14 protein-coding genes are annotated in these 14944 nt (G+C 72.1%); 8 read left to right on the top strand and 6 right to left on the bottom strand.

Going from position 1 to position 14944, the window contains the following annotated elements; all coding sequences use genetic code 11:
- Window positions 1–19: 19 nt before the first annotated feature.
- The gene (locus ABWI04_RS17965) at window positions 20–1348 is read right to left on the bottom strand and encodes a serine hydrolase domain-containing protein (RefSeq protein WP_345173342.1); all 1329 of its coding nucleotides are present in this window, start codon (window positions 1346–1348) and stop codon (window positions 20–22) included.
- A 250-nt stretch (window positions 1349–1598) separates the two neighbouring features.
- On the opposite strand from ABWI04_RS17965, the gene ABWI04_RS17960 reads away from it, so the two are divergent.
- Together ABWI04_RS17960 and ABWI04_RS17955 are read left to right on the top strand one after the other, a co-directional pair.
- Window positions 1599–2039, top strand: coding sequence for an Hsp20/alpha crystallin family protein (locus ABWI04_RS17960; RefSeq protein WP_345173340.1), 441 nt, complete (start codon window positions 1599–1601; stop codon window positions 2037–2039).
- Between the two features lie 115 nt (window positions 2040–2154).
- Complete coding sequence (locus tag ABWI04_RS17955; RefSeq protein ID WP_345173339.1) at window positions 2155–2475, top strand: MerR family transcriptional regulator; 321 nt, start codon at window positions 2155–2157, stop codon at window positions 2473–2475.
- Window positions 2476–2532: 57 nt separating this feature from the next.
- On the opposite strand, the gene ABWI04_RS17950 is transcribed toward ABWI04_RS17955, so the two are convergent.
- Complete coding sequence (locus tag ABWI04_RS17950) at window positions 2533–3447, bottom strand: RNA polymerase sigma factor (protein ID WP_378188456.1); 915 nt, start codon at window positions 3445–3447, stop codon at window positions 2533–2535.
- 183 nt (window positions 3448–3630) lie between these two features.
- On the opposite strand from ABWI04_RS17950, the gene ABWI04_RS17945 reads away from it, so the two are divergent.
- On the top strand, window positions 3631–4278 hold the full coding sequence (locus ABWI04_RS17945; RefSeq protein WP_345173337.1) for a TetR/AcrR family transcriptional regulator: 648 nt from the start codon (window positions 3631–3633) through the stop codon (window positions 4276–4278).
- Here the strand turns inward: ABWI04_RS17945 and ABWI04_RS17940 are convergent.
- Entirely contained in the window at window positions 4275–7655 is a 3381-nt protein-coding gene (locus tag ABWI04_RS17940; protein WP_353833106.1) for a pyruvate carboxylase, read from the bottom strand. The two genes, ABWI04_RS17945 and ABWI04_RS17940, sit on opposite strands and share 4 nt — an antisense overlap.
- Before the next feature lie 332 nt (window positions 7656–7987).
- On the opposite strand from ABWI04_RS17940, the gene ABWI04_RS17935 reads away from it, so the two are divergent.
- Complete coding sequence (locus tag ABWI04_RS17935) at window positions 7988–8170, top strand: hypothetical protein (protein ID WP_345173334.1); 183 nt, start codon at window positions 7988–7990, stop codon at window positions 8168–8170.
- 72 nt (window positions 8171–8242) lie between these two features.
- Here ABWI04_RS17935 and ABWI04_RS17930 read toward each other — a convergent pair whose 3' ends face one another.
- Window positions 8243–8881, bottom strand: a complete 639-nt coding sequence (locus ABWI04_RS17930) for a TetR/AcrR family transcriptional regulator (protein ID WP_345173333.1) — start codon at window positions 8879–8881, stop codon at window positions 8243–8245.
- A gap of 154 nt (window positions 8882–9035) precedes the next feature.
- Between ABWI04_RS17930 and ABWI04_RS17925 the strand changes: the two genes are divergently transcribed.
- Window positions 9036–10778 (top strand): serine/threonine protein kinase, encoded by a 1743-nt coding sequence (locus ABWI04_RS17925; RefSeq protein WP_353833105.1) that lies wholly within the window; start codon window positions 9036–9038, stop codon window positions 10776–10778.
- A gap of 117 nt (window positions 10779–10895) precedes the next feature.
- Here ABWI04_RS17925 and ABWI04_RS17920 read toward each other — a convergent pair whose 3' ends face one another.
- Both ABWI04_RS17920 and ABWI04_RS17915 read right to left on the bottom strand, forming a co-directional pair.
- Window positions 10896–11147, bottom strand: coding sequence for a DUF397 domain-containing protein (locus tag ABWI04_RS17920; protein WP_185035161.1), 252 nt, complete (start codon window positions 11145–11147; stop codon window positions 10896–10898).
- Entirely contained in the window at window positions 11147–12013 is an 867-nt protein-coding gene (locus ABWI04_RS17915; protein ID WP_179844140.1) for a Sco1979 family transcriptional regulator, read from the bottom strand. Before ABWI04_RS17915 ends, ABWI04_RS17920 begins: the two co-directional genes overlap by 1 nt.
- 226 nt (window positions 12014–12239) lie before the next feature.
- Between ABWI04_RS17915 and ABWI04_RS17910 the strand changes: the two genes are divergently transcribed.
- The 3 genes from ABWI04_RS17910 to ABWI04_RS17900 all read left to right on the top strand — a co-directional run bounded on the left by ABWI04_RS17910 (window position 12240) and on the right by ABWI04_RS17900 (window position 14806).
- Complete coding sequence (locus ABWI04_RS17910) at window positions 12240–12857, top strand: ATP-binding protein (protein ID WP_345173328.1); 618 nt, start codon at window positions 12240–12242, stop codon at window positions 12855–12857.
- Window positions 12858–12976: 119 nt separating this feature from the next.
- Entirely contained in the window at window positions 12977–13330 is a 354-nt protein-coding gene (locus ABWI04_RS17905) for an STAS domain-containing protein (protein ID WP_353833104.1), read from the top strand.
- A gap of 219 nt (window positions 13331–13549) precedes the next feature.
- Window positions 13550–14806 carry a M16 family metallopeptidase gene (locus ABWI04_RS17900; protein ID WP_345173327.1) on the top strand — a complete coding sequence of 419 codons (1257 nt, stop codon included), beginning with the start codon at window positions 13550–13552 and terminating at the stop codon, window positions 14804–14806.
- The last annotated feature ends 138 nt before the right edge of the window (window positions 14807–14944 follow it).

The following is a 14944-nucleotide window of genomic DNA, read 5'->3' as shown; positions in this document are numbered from 1 at the left end:
TCCGGCGACCGGCCGCGTCTCACCCGGCGGCGCGCAGGGCCTGGAGCGGCAGCAGCCGCACCTGCGCGGCGGGACGGACCGTGCCGGTCGCGGGGCGGCTGCCGCACAGGGCCTCCACCACGTGCGCGGCCAGCGCGTTGTCGATGGGGTGGGGGACGGGCGTGCCGCCGGCGCTGAGCTGCTGGTACTTCATCAGGTTGAAGGCCAGCGAGATCTGCCGCTCGCCCCCGGCGGAGGACAGGGACTGGGTTCCGGCGCCGAAGACCGCGCCGTCGTGGCCCCAGAACGTCCCGCACGGTAGGTCGAGGGAGTAGAGCCCGAGGCCGTAGTTCATCAGGACGTTGCCGTCCGCGTCCTTCACCGGGACGGTCCGCCGCATCTGCGCCAGAGCGTCCGGCCCGATGAGGTCGCCGGTGAGGAGCCTGCGGTAGAAGCGGTTGAGGTCGTCCATGGTGGAGACGAGCGCGCCCGCCGTCCAGGCCCAGCTCATGTCGAAGGTGCTGTAGTCGCGGGGCGGCGTCACGTGCTGGTACAGCGACTCGTACATCCGCGGGTGCGGGCCCGCGATCCAGGGCGAGGACGGGAAGTAGGTGTGCTTCAGCCCGGCCTTGCGGATGACGTTCCGGGTGATGTACTCCTCCGCCCTGGTCCCGGTCACCTTCTCCAGGAGTCTCCCGGCGATGACGTAGTTGGTGTTGGAGTACGACCAGCGCTCGCCCGGCTCTCCCGTGCGCGGCGCCCGCAGCCCCCAGGCGATGAGCTGCTCGGGCGGGACGTCGCGGAACCGGTACTCGTCCAGGCTGTCGGCCGAGAGCTCCCGCAGCGAGGGGAACGCCGGGGCGACGTAGTCGCCGATGCCGCTGGTGTGGTCGAGCAGCATCCGCACGGTCGTCTGCTCGCCGGGGCGCCCCGGGATGAGGCCGGGCAGGTAGCGGCCGACCGGGGCGTCGAGGTCGACGCGGCCCCGCTCGACCTGCTGGAGGATCGCGGTGGCGACGAACGACTTGGTGATGCTGCCGACCCGCTGGCGCATGCCCGGGGTGACCCGGCGCCCCGTGCGCACGTCCGCGACGCCGGCCGCGCCGTCCCACGCCGTGCGGCCGTCCCGGACCTCGGAGAACAGCCCGTACATCCCGGCGTCGTGCGTGGCGTCCAGGGTGGCCCGGAGCTTGGCGGGATCGAACGGGACGGTGGGCGGCTGCGCCGCGGCGATCACGGACGGGCCCACGTCCGGCCCGGCCGCCGCCGCGACCTGGGCCGTCGCCAACGTCAGAACGAGCGCCGCACCCGCGGCCGCTCCCCTGGCGACGCCGCGCCTCGCCAGCCGTCCCAGCCCTCTGGCCATCATCCCTGTCTTTCCGCGCCGACCGCGCCCCCGAGGGGGCTTTTCTAGATCATCCACTCTCTCATCCCGAGGGTGGAAGCGGTCCCAGAGCCACCAAAACGGGTCGCTCACGACACCCGGGACTGGACGGCCGCGACGCCGGGGCTTGACATCGGCTTCCCGGTTTCCTATAACTGGAGTTGCAGGTTTCCTCTTGTACGAGGAACAGGTAATCGGCGCACGCCAGGCGCCGAGGTCTTCGGAGGTGATGTCCGTGTTGCTGACGTCGATCGACCCGTTCGTGCAGGAGTTCGAGCGTCAGTTCGACCGCGCGGTCCGCCAGGCGGCCGGCCAGGGAAACGGCGCCGCCATGGCGATGGACGGCGTCCGCCGCGCGGACGACGTCGTCCTGCGGTTCGATCTGCCGGGGGTCGACCCCGGCTCCATCGAGGTGACCGTCGACCGCGGCGTGCTCTCGGTGACCGCGCGGCGCGAGGAGGAGTTCGGCGAGGAGGAGCGCGTCTTCGTCCGCGAGCGCACCATGGGCTCCTTCACCCGCCGGGTCTACCTGTCGGAGCACCTGGACGCCGAAGCGATCGAGGCCGCCTACGAGAACGGCGTCCTCGCCGTCCGCATCCCGGTGCTGGAGCGGGCGCGGCCGCGGAAGGTGGCCGTCCAGCAGTCCGGCGCCGGCCAGAAGGCGATCAGGAGCTGACGCGCGACGTCCGGGCGGCCCCGGCCGGCGCGGCTCGTCGAAGGCCGTGCCGACCGGGGCCGCCCGCATCGTCCGGCGGTTCGCCGGTACCGCGACGGCGCCGAGGAGGCCCCCCATGAACCTGCCGTTCGACGACGAGCACGCCGCGCTGTTCACGGTGGGACAGGTGGCGCAGATGCTGGACGTCCAGCAGGCGTTCCTGCGCCGCATCGACGACCACCGGGTCGTCTCCCCCCAGCGCTCGACCGGCGGCCAGCGCCGCTACAGCCGCCACGAGATCGGCCGCATCCAGGAGGTCGTGTCGATGATGGGCGAGGGCATGACGCTGCCCGCCATCCGGCGCATCTTCGAACTCCAGCACGAGGTCGCCGAACTCACCCGGGAGCGCGACGAACTCGCCCGGCGGCTCGCCGGAGGCCGCGACTCCACGGCCTGACGCCCGGGCGGGCGCGCGGGCGCCGCGGGCCTCCCCGGCGCCGGCCCGGCCGGCGGCTCAGCCGAGCAGGTCCGCGAGGGTCTCGCGGCGGGAGGGGTGGCGCAGCTTGTGCATGCCCTTGGACTCGATCTGCCGGATGCGCTCGCGCGTCACCCCGTAGACCTTGCCGACCTCCTCCAGGGTCTTCGGCTCGCCGCCCGACAGCCCGAACCGTAGCGAGATCACGCCGGCCTCGCGCTCGGTGAGGGTCTCCAGGACGGCGTCGAGGCGCCCGCGCAGCATCGAGGTCGCCACGACGTCGGCGGGGTCGCCGCCCTCGGGGTCCTCGATGACGTCGGCGAGCTCGCCGTCGCCGTCCTCGCCGAGCGGGGTGTGCAGGGACAGCGGCTCGCGGGCCTGCCGCCGCAGCCACTCGACCTTCTCGGGCGTGACGTCGAGCTCGACGGCCAGTTCCTGCGAGGTCGGCTCGCGGCCGAGGTCCTGCATCATCCGCCGCCGGACCCGCGTCATCCGGTTGAGCACCTCGACGACGTGCACGGGGATGCGGATGGTGCGGCTCTGGTCGGCCAGCGCGCGGCTGATCGCCTGCTTGATCCACCAGACGGCGTAGGTGGAGAACTTCAGGCCGCGGCGGTACTCGAACTTCTCCACGGCGCGGATCAGGCCGAGGTTGCCCTCCTGCACGAGGTCGTTCAACGGGAGGCCGTGGCCCATGTAGCGCTTGGCGAGCGACACGACGAGGCGCAGGTTGGCCTCGACCATGTGCTCCTTGGCGCGGACGCCGTCGGCGGCGATCCACTCCAGGTCCTGCTTGTCCTGGAGGCTCAGTTCGTCGCCCAGGGTCATGAGGCGCTCTCGGGCGAACAGGCCGGCCTCGATGCGCTTGGCCAGGTCGACCTCCTGCTCGGCGGTGAGCAGCGCGGTGCGCCCGATGCGGGACAGGTAGTCCTTCATCGGGTCGACGAGGTTCACGGTGGAGCGGGGGGATGCGCTCGGCGCGTGGCTGGCGTTCAGGGCTGTGTCCTTTGCTCGTCCGGCGGCCGGGAGGGAACGGTCACCCGATCTCGGTACCCGTCAGGCTCGCGAGCCAAACTTAGATCCGACCTAAGCTTATGTCGGGAACGAACTTAGGTCGGATTATGAGAGGATGGCGGCATGGGACTGCGGGAGATGAAGAAGCAGCAGACGCGCCAGAGCATTTCGAACCACGCGACCCGCCTGTTCCTGCGGCACGGCTTCGACCGGGTGACCATCGCCGACGTCGCGGCGGCGGCCCAGGTGGCGAAGATGACCGTCACCAACTACTTCCCCCGCAAGGAGGACCTGGCGCTCGACCTGCACGAGGTGTTCGTGGCCTCCCTGGCGCGCACGGTCGCCGAGCGGGCGCCGGGCGAGTCCGCGCTGGCCGCGTTGCGCCGGGGGTTCCTGGAGGCCGTCCGGCGGCAGGACGCCGTGATCGGTTTCTCCGGCCCCCCGTTCGCCCGGATGGTCGCCGAGAGCCCGGCGCTGGTGGCGCGGCTCCGCGAGTTCCACGAGGAACGGGAGGAGGCTCTCGCCGCCGTCCTCGCCGAGGAGACCGGCGCGGGCCCGGACGACGTCCTGCCCCGCCTCGTCGCCGCGCAGCTCGGCGGCGTCCACCGCGTCCTGTTCCAGGAGGCCCTGCGCCGCAACGTGCGGGGCGAGACCCGCGAGGAGATCGAGGCGGCCCTCGCGGAGTCCGCGAAGACCGCCTTCGACCTGCTCGAACCGTCCCTGGGGAGCTACGCGACGCGTCCGGCCCCCGGAGGACGGAAGGCGCCCTAGGCGCCGTCCTGGATGACCAGGAGGAGGTCGCCGGCCTGGACGGGCGTCGCCTCCGGGACGGCCAGCCGGGCGACGGCGCCCGCGACCGGGGCGGTGATGGCGGCCTCCATCTTCATGGCCTCGATGGTGGCGACCACGTCTCCCGCGGCGACCTCGTCGCCCTTGGCCACCCGCAGCGTCACCGAGCCGTCGAACGGGGCGGCGACGTGGCCGGGCTCGGCGGGGTCGGCCCGCTCGACCGGCGGCGCATCGGACTTGACGGACTTGTCGCGGACGGAGAGTGTCCGGAGCTGGCCGTTCACCGAGCAGATGACCTGCCGGACCCCGGCCTCGTCGACGTCGCCGACGGCCTCCAGCCCGGCCAGGACGCGGACGCCGGGTTCGAGGTCGAACGCCACCTCGTGCCCCGCCCGGAGCCCGTAGAGGAACGGGCCGGTCGGCAGGACGGAGAGGTCCCCGTAGGCGGCGCGGGCTTCGCGGTAGTCCTTCGCAGGGCCCGGGAAGAGCAGGCGGTCGAGCGTGTCGCGAACGTCTGGGCCGGCCAGAGCCTTCTCTTCGGCGCCGTCCAGCTCGGCCCGGGCGGGCGTGTACCGGCGTCCTGCGAGGGCCTTGGTGCGGAACGGCTCGGGCCAGCCGCCGGGCGGATCGCCCAGTTCGCCGTTCAGGAACCCGATGACGCTGTCCGGGATGTCGTAGCGGTCCGGGTTCTCGGCGAAGTCGTCCGGGTCGGCGCCCGCCGCGACGAGGTGCAGGGCCAGGTCGCCGACGACCTTGCTGGACGGGGTGACCTTCACGAGCCGCCCGAGGATGGCGTCGGCGGCCGCGTAGAGGCGCTCGATCTCCTCGAAGCGGTCGCCGAGGCCGAGGGCGACGGCCTGCTGCCGCAGGTTGGACAGCTGCCCGCCCGGGATCTCGTGCCCGTAGACGCGCCCGGTCGGAGAGGGAAGTCCCATCTCGAACGGCGCGTAGAGCTTCCGGACGGCCTCCCAGTACGGCTCCATGGCGGTGAGCGCGTCCAGGTCGAGGCCGGTGGCGTGCTCGGTGAAGTCGGTCGCGGCCACGATCGCCTGGAGCGGCGGCTGGCTCGTGGTGCCCGAGAGCGGCGCGGCGGCGCCGTCGACGGCGTCGACGCCCGCCTCGATGGCGGCGATGTAGGTGCCGATCTGCCCGCCGGCCGTGTCGTGGGTGTGCAGGTGAACGGGCAGGTCGAACCGCTCGCGGAGGGCCCTGACGAGGGTGCGCGCGGCGGGCGCCCTGAGCAGGCCGGCCATGTCCTTGACGCAGAGGATGTGGACTCCCGCGTTGACGAGTTCCTCCGCCAGCCGCAGGTAGTAGTCGAGCGTGTAGAGCCGTTCGTCCGGGGAGGACAGGTCGCCGGTGTAGCAGAGCGTGCCTTCCACAAGCGCGTGGGTCTGGAGGGCCGCGTCGATGGCCGGGCGCATGCGGTCCACGTCGTTCAGGGCGTCGAACACACGGAAGATGTCGACTCCCGTACTGGCCGCCTCCTTGACGAAGGCCCGAGCCACCGAGTCGGGATACGGCGTGTAGCCGACGGTGTTGCGGCCACGCAGAAGCATCTGGATGCACAGGTTGGGCGCCGCCTCGCGGATCGCGGCCAGCCTGTCCCAGGGCGACTCTCCCAGGAAGCGGAGCGCGACGTCGTACGTTGCCCCGCCCCACGCCTCGATCGAGAGAAGCTGCGGCGTCATCCGAGCGAGATAGGGCGCGGCAGACAGCAGGTCATACGTACGTACTCGCGTAGCGAGGAGCGACTGGTGTGCATCGCGGAACGTCGTGTCGGTGACGGCCAAGGCGTCCTGGTTCCGTAGCTGCTCGGCGAACGCGCGCGCGCCGAGCGCCAGCAACCGGTCGCGCGACCCCTCGGGGAAGGGCCCGTCGAGGTCGAGCGGCGGCAGCTTCGTCGCCGGATCCAGGTCGGTGGGGGCTTCACCGTGCGGCTTGTTGACCGTGACGTCCGCCAGGTAGCGGACGAGCCGCGTCGCGCGGTCGCCGCTGGAACGGGCCGTGAGCAGCTCGGGGTGGTCGGCGATGTAGGACGTGGTGACGCCGCCCGCGCGGAAGTCGGGCTCGTCCAGCAGCGCCTGCAGGAACGGGATGTTGGACGCGACGCCCCTGATGCGGAACTCGGCGACGGCCCGGCGCGCCCGCCGTACCGCGTCCTCGAACGTCCGGCCTCGGCACGTCAGCTTCACCAGCAGCGAGTCGAAGTGCGGCGACACGATCGCGCCCCCGTAGGCCGTTCCCGTGTCGAGCCGCACGCCGGCGCCGCCCGGGGACCGGTACGCCGAGATCTTCCCCGTGTCGGGACGGAACCCGTTCGCCGGGTCCTCGGTCGTGATGCGGCACTGCACGGCGAACCCGCTCACGCCGACCTCGTCCTGCGCGATGCCGAGGTCGGCCAGCGTCTCGCCGCCCGCGATGCGCAGCTGGCTCTGCACCAGGTCGACGCCCGTGACCTCTTCGGTGACGGTGTGCTCGACCTGGATGCGGGGGTTCATCTCGATGAAGACGTGCTCGCCGCGGTCGTCCACGAGGAACTCGACCGTCCCCGCGTTCTCGTACCCGATCTCCCGGGCGAAGCGGACCGCGTCGTCGCAGAGCCGCCGGGTGGTCTCCGGGTCCAGCCCGGGGGCGGGCGCGATCTCGACGACCTTCTGGTGGCGCCGCTGCACCGAGCAGTCGCGCTCGCGCAGGTGGACGATGTGCCCGGCCGCGTCCGCGAGGACCTGCACCTCGATGTGGCGCGGGCGGTCCACCGCCTGCTCCAGGAACACCGTCGGGTCGCCGAACGCGCTCTCGGCCTCGCGGCGCGCCGTGTCCACGGCGGCCTCCAGGTCCTCGCGGTGGTCGACGCGGCGCAGCCCGCGCCCGCCGCCGCCCGCCGCGGCCTTCACGAACAGCGGGAACCCGACCTCGTCGGCCGCCTCCAGCTCCCGTCCCGGCTCCGGCGTCGCCGAGCGCAGCACCGGCAGGCCCGCGCGGCCGGCCGCCGCGACCGCCTCGATCTTGTTGCCCGCCAGGCTCAGCACCCGCGACGGCGGGCCGACGAACCTGATCCCGTTGCGCTCGCACGCCGCCGCCAGCTCGGGGCTCTCCGACAGGAACCCGTAGCCCGGGTAGACGGCGTCGGCGCCGACCCGCAGCGCCGTCTCCACGATCCCGTCCACGTCCAGGTAGGCGCGGACCGGGTGGCCGTGCTCCCCGATCTCGTACGCCTCGTCCGCCTTCTGCCGGTGCAGGGACAGGCGGTCCTCGTGCGCGTACACGGCGACGCTGGCGATGCCGAGTTCGTACGCCGCGCGGAAGGCGCGCACGGCGATCTCGCCACGGTTGGCGACGAGCAGCTTACTGATCACGTGTGTCTCCCAGGAGTGGCTCGGGGCGCGTCCGGCCGCGCCCGACGGCCTCCTGGGCTCCACGCTGAGCCGCTCATGGCGGGACGAACCCGCGGGCGAACCGGATCCTGGGATACCTACCCAGTCGAGCGGTCCGGACGGCCCCGCACGGCAACGAGAACAAAGGGACAGATGGTACGAGACGTGAAAACAGGGGAATCTTTCCCCTGAATCCGGTCGTCGCAAAACGGAACGATCACTCGGAATAGCCGGAAGGATCTTGCGGTTGCAACGACCGTGCGCGATCCCGCCGGCCGGGCCGCACCCATGTCAGCGACCTACGGAGGTGAACCGTGCCCAGCAGCATCCCCCGCACCCGTTCCACCAGCGAGCGCAAACGCGTGAGAACCACGTCGCTGCGCGCCCTCGCGGTCGCCGCGCAGCTGGAACGCAACCATGCCCAGGAGGGTCCACCGGGCAACGCGGAGGGCCGGGCGGAGACCCGCCGCCGCCGGCGGACACCCGACCCGGCCTGACACTCCGCGCCCGACCGCACCTCCGGGCAGGCATGGGAAAGCCCCCGCATCCGCGGGGGCTTTCGCGTTCCGCTAGGCGCGAGCCATGTCGAAGAATCTGTGGACGGTGGCCCGGGTGCGTTCCCTGCCGACGCTCTCCACCATCGCGGTGAGGTGTTCCGCGCCGAGGACGGCCAGGAGCGCGTGCGCGACGGCCTCACCGTCCGGAACGGCGTCACCGCGCTGGTCGAGCAGGATCGTCAGGTGCCGGTGCCAGAAGCCGTAGGCGCCGATCCGGTACCGGGCCCCGGGCGAAGCGGTCTCGGACATGCGCACCAGCGACAGATGGTCGAGCACGTAGTCCAGGTAGGCGTCGGCGAAGGCGTGCAGACGCTCGGACGGCGCCACGACCGCGCCGTCCTCCCCGGGGCCCAGCGGAGGCGGGCCGGACAGGATCGCGTCCTGCAGCGCGCGTTCGCGTTCGTTCAGCAGCGCCACGGCGAGGCCCGCCTTGTCGCCGAAGCGGCGGAACAGCGTGCCCTTGCCGACGCCCGCCTCGGCGGCGACGGCGTCCATGGACACCGCCTCCACTCCGTGCCGGGCGAACAGCGCGGCGGCGGCGTCCAGCACCTTCACGCGGTTGCGGGCGGCGTCGGCGCGCTCCTTGGGCGGCGGGGTCCGCATCAGTTCCAGATCCACGCGCCTCGCGCCGGCCGGGCGACGGTCCATCATCGCCTCCTCCCCTGAAGTACAACCGGACTATAGTCCCATTAAGTGGCCGCGGCCACCACGGCTTGATCACCCGCTTTGCCGAGCGCATACCATCGTTGGCCATAGTCTTGCGGAACGATCGCGGGACGATGCGGAACAACGGGGAGCGAGTGGTGTGACCGACAGGACGATGCCGGACGCCCATCCACTGGAGTCGGGGGACCCGGTCGAGCTGGGCGGATACGAGATCCTGGGCCGCCTCGGCGAGGGCGGGCAGGGGGCGGTCTTCCTGGGGCGCCCGCGGGGCGGTGCCCGGGCCGTCCGCGCCGACGACCACGTCGCGATCAAGCTCCTGCACGGCAGGCTCGCGGGGGACGAGTCCGCCCGCGCCCGGTTCGTCCGCGAACTGGAGGTCGCCAAGCGCGTCGCGCGCTTCTGCACCGCGCAGGTCCTGGACGCCGACGTGGCGGGCGACCAGCCCTACATCGTCAGCGAGTACGTGCCCGGCCTGTCGCTCTTCCACGTCGTGCGGACGGAGGGCCCGCGCAAGGGCGGCGCGCTGGAGCGGCTGGCGGTGGGCACGCTCACCGCGCTCACGGCGATCCACCAGGCCGGCATCGTGCACCGCGACTTCAAACCGCGCAACGTCATGATGGGCCCGGACGGCCCGCGCGTCATCGACTTCGGCGTGGCGCGCGCGCTGGGCGCGGCCGGTGAGACGCAGAACGTCGGCACTCCCGCCTACATGGCCCCGGAGCACTTCACCGGCGACCAGGTCGGCCCGGCGGCCGACATGTTCGCCTGGGGCACGACCATGGCGTTCGCCGCGACGGGACGTCCCGCGTTCGGCAACGACGAGATGGCCTCGGTCATGAAGCGGATCCTGACGGGCGAACCGGATCTGGGCGACCTCCCGAGCCCGATGCGCGAACTCGTCCTCGCGTGCCTGGCCAAGGACTCCGCGCAGCGCCCGACCGCCCGCGAGGCCCAGGAGCGGCTGCTCGGCGCGACCAGCGGAGCGTCCGAGGCCGTCCCGCCCGTCGTGACCGTCCCGCCCGCCGCGGCCCTCCCTGCGCCGCCTCCCGAGCACGTGACGGACCCGTCCGGCGTCCCCGAAGGGACGGCCCCGCAGCCGCGTCCGTACGCCGATGCGACGCCTCCCCCGGAGGGTTACGGCCAAGGGGCGCTCGGAATGCCGCCACCGAGCCTTCCTGCGCCGCCCAACGGCCATGAGCCGGACGGCAGGGGACGCGGACGCCTCGCCATACCGATCGCCGCGGCCGTGGCAGTGGCGCTGGTCATCGCGGGCGGCGCCGCGTGGGCCGCGACAAGGCCGAGCGGCGACAAGGAACGGCCCGTCTCGGCGTCCGACGAGAACCACGGCGTGGGAGGCGACTCCGGCTCCGCGAACGGCGCGGCCGGCCGCCCCCAGAGCCCGACGACGACGAAACCAGGGCAGCCGAAGCCCGGAAAGAGCGGGAACCCCGCGAACCCCACCGCGTCCCCGAAACCGGGTGCGCCGCAGCGGCCCGGCGGCTCGACCCCCACGAGAGGCACCGGCGGGGGCACTTCGACGCCGCCCAAGGAGCCGCCCAACAAGTACACGCCGCAGTCCGCGTGCAACAACGGCGGCAAGGGCACCGGGTACTACGTGCTGCGCTCCATGGGGGTGTCCGGCGGCGTCGCCTACCTGCTCTACAGCAACTCGACCAAGTACAACTGCGCCGTCACCATCAAGACGAAGCACGTCGGCACGAAGTCGCCCGTCTCCGCCTGGGTCCAGAAGAAGGGCGGAGGCGCCGTCAGCGACAGCGGTTCGTTCGCCTGGTACGCGGGACCGGTGTACGTGAGCGCGCCCGGGGTGTGCGTCCGCTTCGGCGGCAACGGCAGTACCGCCCCCTACGGCAACTGCGGCTGACGGAGAGATCCGGGGCCGGAATGAACAAGGCCACCCTCGCGCCTGGGGTGGCCTGTGTCTCCTGCGGAGGTCGGGTCGACGTTCGGGTGCACCGGTGCCGACCCGGCCGCTGCTGGATCAGTTACGGGAGGCGATGAGATGGTCGAAGTCGCCGTCCTTGGCTCCAAGGATGAGCGCTTCTATCTCGGGGCGGGTGTAGATGAGGGCCGGGCCCTCGGGATGGCGGGAGTTGCGCATCGCGACCTGCCCGTCGGGCAGTTCGGCGATTTCCACACAGTTCCCCTGGGAGTTGCTTCGCCGGGACTTCAGCCATCGTGCTCCGAGGAGCTCGGCGGCCGGCATCCCGTTGTCGTAATCGGTCTGGAGCATCATGTCTCTCTGAGAAGATCACCGAGAAGCTCGACGGTGCGCTCCGGGGTCGCACTGTCGACACACAGGCGTTCCATCGCCTGCAGGTAGGTGTCGACGTCGTCGCGCTTGTCCAGGTACATCGCGCCGGTGAGGTTCTCGACGTAAACCACGTCCGGCAGATCCTGCTCGGGAAAACGCAGGATCGTGAAGGCGCCCCCCTCGGCCGCGTGGCCTCCGAACCTGAACGGCATGATCTGGATGGTGACGTTGGGCAGCTTCGACATCTCGATGAGGTGCTCGAACTGGCCCCGCATCACCTCCGGCCCGCCGATGGGACGCCGCAGCGCCCCCTCGTCCACCACGGCCCACAGGCGCGGGGCTTCCGCTCCCGTGAGGCGTTCCTGACGCTGCAGGCGCAGCTCCACGCGCTGGTCGATCTCGTGTTCGGCGGCCCCGGCGTTGCCCAGGCGAATCACCGCGCGCGCATACCCCTCCGACTGCAGCAGTCCCGGGACGAACTGCAGTTCATATGTGCGGATCAACGCCGCCGACTCCTCCAGGCCCACATAGGTCTGGAACCAGCCGGGCAACACGTCGTTGTACCGGTGCCACCAACCGGGGGTGTTGGCCTCCCGCGCAAGCTGTAGCAGCGCCTCGCGTTCCGTCTTGTCGCCGACGCCGTACAACGTGAGCAGGTCGTCCACGTCTCGTTCTTTGAAGCTGACCCTGCCGAGCTCAAGACGGCTGATCTTCGACTCCGACGCGCGGATGACGTAGCCGGCGTCCTGACGGGTCACGCCCTTCTGCTCGCGCAGACGGCGAAGCTGCGACCCGAGCAGGATCCGACGAACCGTCGACCCGCTTCCCGGCGTCTCTGGAGTCACGCCCAACCTCCCGGCTATTCGGCGGACAGCGAACCTAGTGTGCCACTGGCCTCAGCGTCCCGCGGTTACCTCCGATCTCCCGCATGCGATCCGCGTCGCCCCACACCCTCGCGATGCGGATGCACGTGCATTGGGCCTTGCATTCGCACGCTACGATGCGCAGGATAACGCACGAGACTTCCGAGCCACGGCTGCACAACGAGATCACTCTGCGGGGTCCGGTGGAATGACGTCACGCCACGCGCACGACGACACGCGGTGGGAGCTCGGCCCTCTCGCGGGGCCGGACGACCCACGGGCCCAGGCTGGGCGCTCGACGCCCGTCCCGGAGGCGTTCGACCTGCCTCCGCGCCTGGACAGGGCCGTCACGGCGCTGACGGAACTGCGGGGGTCCACGGTCTCGTTCACCGTCGAGCCCGATCCGGAGTCGGTCACCGAGGCCCGGCACTTCGCGATCTCCCGGCTGGCCGAGTGGAGCATGGCCGAGCTCGCCGACGACGTCGGCCTCGTCGTCTCCGAGCTCGTCACGAACGCGCTGCGGCACAGCGGGAAGACGGCCGGCGGGCGGCCGGGCGACGACGTGCACCGCGAGGGCGTGTACGGCGACCCGGCCGACCCGCTCGGCTCCGCGCCCTCGGCCATCCGGCTGCGCCTCGGGCACGAGGGGCCGTGGCTGCTCTGCGGGATCATTGACGCGAGCCGGACCGCGCCCCGCCGCAAGGAGCCCGACTACATCGCCGAGACCGGCCGCGGCCTGCACCTCGTCGAGTCGTTCAGCGTCCGGTGGGGCTGGCGCGCCCTCGCCCGCGGCAAGGTCGTCTGGGCCCTGTTCCGGTCCTCCTGAGCGACGCGTCCGGAACAACGGGCGTAACAACGCGCGACCGGGGTAACAATTGAGTTCCCCCGACGAGGCCCTAGAACTCCTCCAGGGTTGGACGAGGCGTGGGGCAGAGAGGAGCACCGGTGGACTTCGCCGTCGAGCATCGCGTCGAGAAGGGCCTCACGGTCGTCAAGATCAGCGGTGAGATCGACGTCTTCACCAGCCCCCGCCTGCGCGAGGCCCTGCTAGAGATCATCGACAACGGCGGCGCGCACCTGGTCATCGACCTCGGCGAGGTGACGTTCCTCGACTCCACGGGCCTCGGCGTCCTCGTCGGGATCTACCACCGGCTGCGGGCGCGGGACGGCTCGATGTCGTTCATGGGCGTCAACGACAGGGTGCGGCGGGTGTTCCACGTCACCCAGCTCACCAAGATCTTCGTCCTGCACCGGTCGCTGGAGGACGCGATCGCCGCCCACGAGTCCGCGGCGCCCTGAGCCCCGGCGCTCCCTGCCCCCTCGCCACCCGTCCCCCGCCTCCCGTCCTGCTCCGGCCGCGCTCGCGCCTTTTCCGTGGCGCCGGTTATCCACAGTTTCCGTCGGCGCTCCCCGCGCCGGGCGCACCCGGTACGGTGAGACCGAGATCAAGCCCGCCGCCTGGGACGCCTCCCGGCGCGCGCGGTGCTGTCCGGCCCATCGAACGGACGGGAGCGCTCCGTGGCAGAACAGCCGCTGCATGAGCACACGCTCGGCAATGGCCTGCGCGTGGTGGTCTGCGAAGACCACGTCGTACCACTGGCCGCCGTGAACATCTGGTACGGGGTGGGCTCGCGGCACGAGCGGGCCGGCCGCACCGGCCTCGCGCACCTCTTCGAGCACCTGATGTTCCAGGGCTCGGCGAACGTCGCCGAGGGCGAGCACGCCGCCCTGCTGGAGAGCGCCGGCGCCGCGTTCAACGCCAGCACGTCCTTCGAGCGCACGAACTACTACGAGACGGTGCCGGTCAGCCACCTGGAGCTCGCGCTCTGGCTGGAGGCCGACCGCATGGGCACCCTCCCCGCCGCGCTGACCCAGGCCAACCTCGACAACCAGCGCGACGTGGTGAAGAACGAGCGGCGCCAGCGCTACGACAACCAGCCCTACGGCACGGCCTTCGAGCGCCTGTGCGCGCTGACGTTCCCTGAGGGGCACCCCTACGCGCACACCCCGATCGGCTCCATGGAAGACCTGGACGCCACCACCCTCGACGACTGCACCGACTTCTTCGCCACCTGGTACGCGCCGGGCAACGCCGTCCTGTCCGTCGTGGGCGACGTCGACCCGGAGAAGACGCTGGAGGCGGTCGAGCGCTACTTCGGCGGCCTGCCGGCCGGCCCGCGGCAGCCCGCCGCGCGCCCCGGCGCCCTCGGGCCGCTGACCGGCGTCCGCGGCGAGACCCTCGACGAGGAAGTGCCCTCCCCCGCCTACTTCGCGATGTTCACGCTCCCCACCGACGGCGGCGACGACATCGAGGCCGCCGAGCTCGCGGTCGAGATCCTCGGCGGCGGCTCCGGCTCCCGCCTCTACGACCGGATGGTGCGGCGCGACCAGATCGCCACCGAGGTGTGGGCCGGGGTCACGCGGCTCGCGTCCGGCCCGTCCCTGGCGATCGTGGACGCCGTCGGCCCGGAGCCCGAGAAGATCGCGGCCGTGCTGGACGAGGAGCTCGAACGGTTCGCCGCGCACGGCCCGGACGCCGACGAGACCGCCCGCGCCACCGCCCAGGCCGAGCGCGGCTTCCTGGAGCAGACCGAGACGGTGACGGGCCTGGCGAACGCGCTGTCGCAGAACGCGACGCAGTTCGGCGACCCGGCCCGGGTCTTCACCGCCCCCGGCCGCGCCGCCGCGGTCACCGGAGACGCGATCAAGGAGATGGCGGGCCGCTGGCTGGCCCCGGGCGCCCGCACCGCCCTGACCTACGGAGGCACCTCGTGAGCAGCGGCCTTGCACTGCAGCCCCGTCCCGTCCCCGGGCCCGTCCCGGCCTGGGCGTTCCCGTCCGGCACCGCGGGCCGCGTCCCGGCCGGCCCCGCGACGCTGCGCTGCGACCTGCCCGGCCGCCGGCTCGCCGCCG

The organism is Actinomadura sp. NPDC000929, assembly GCF_040492065.1.
In the GTDB taxonomy this organism is placed as follows: Bacteria; Actinomycetota; Actinomycetes; order Streptosporangiales; family Streptosporangiaceae; genus Spirillospora; species Spirillospora verrucosospora.
This window is presented reverse-complemented; position numbering and strand designations above follow the sequence as displayed.

Excerpts from the sequence above, each read along its gene's own strand:
- ABWI04_RS17920 (WP_185035161.1), bottom strand. The coding sequence starts at position 11,147 with ATGCTCCAGACCGATTACGACAACGGGATGCCGGCCGCCGAGCTCCTC.
- ABWI04_RS17965 (WP_345173342.1), bottom strand. The coding sequence starts at position 1,348 with ATGATGGCCAGAGGGCTGGGACGGCTGGCGAGGCGCGGCGTCGCCAGG.
- ABWI04_RS17930 (WP_345173333.1), bottom strand. The coding sequence starts at position 8,881 with ATGATGGACCGTCGCCCGGCCGGCGCGAGGCGCGTGGATCTGGAACTG.
- ABWI04_RS17955 (WP_345173339.1), top strand. The coding sequence starts at position 2,155 with ATGAACCTGCCGTTCGACGACGAGCACGCCGCGCTGTTCACGGTGGGA.
- ABWI04_RS17910 (WP_345173328.1), top strand. The coding sequence starts at position 12,240 with ATGACGTCACGCCACGCGCACGACGACACGCGGTGGGAGCTCGGCCCT.
- ABWI04_RS17945 (WP_345173337.1), top strand. The coding sequence starts at position 3,631 with ATGGGACTGCGGGAGATGAAGAAGCAGCAGACGCGCCAGAGCATTTCG.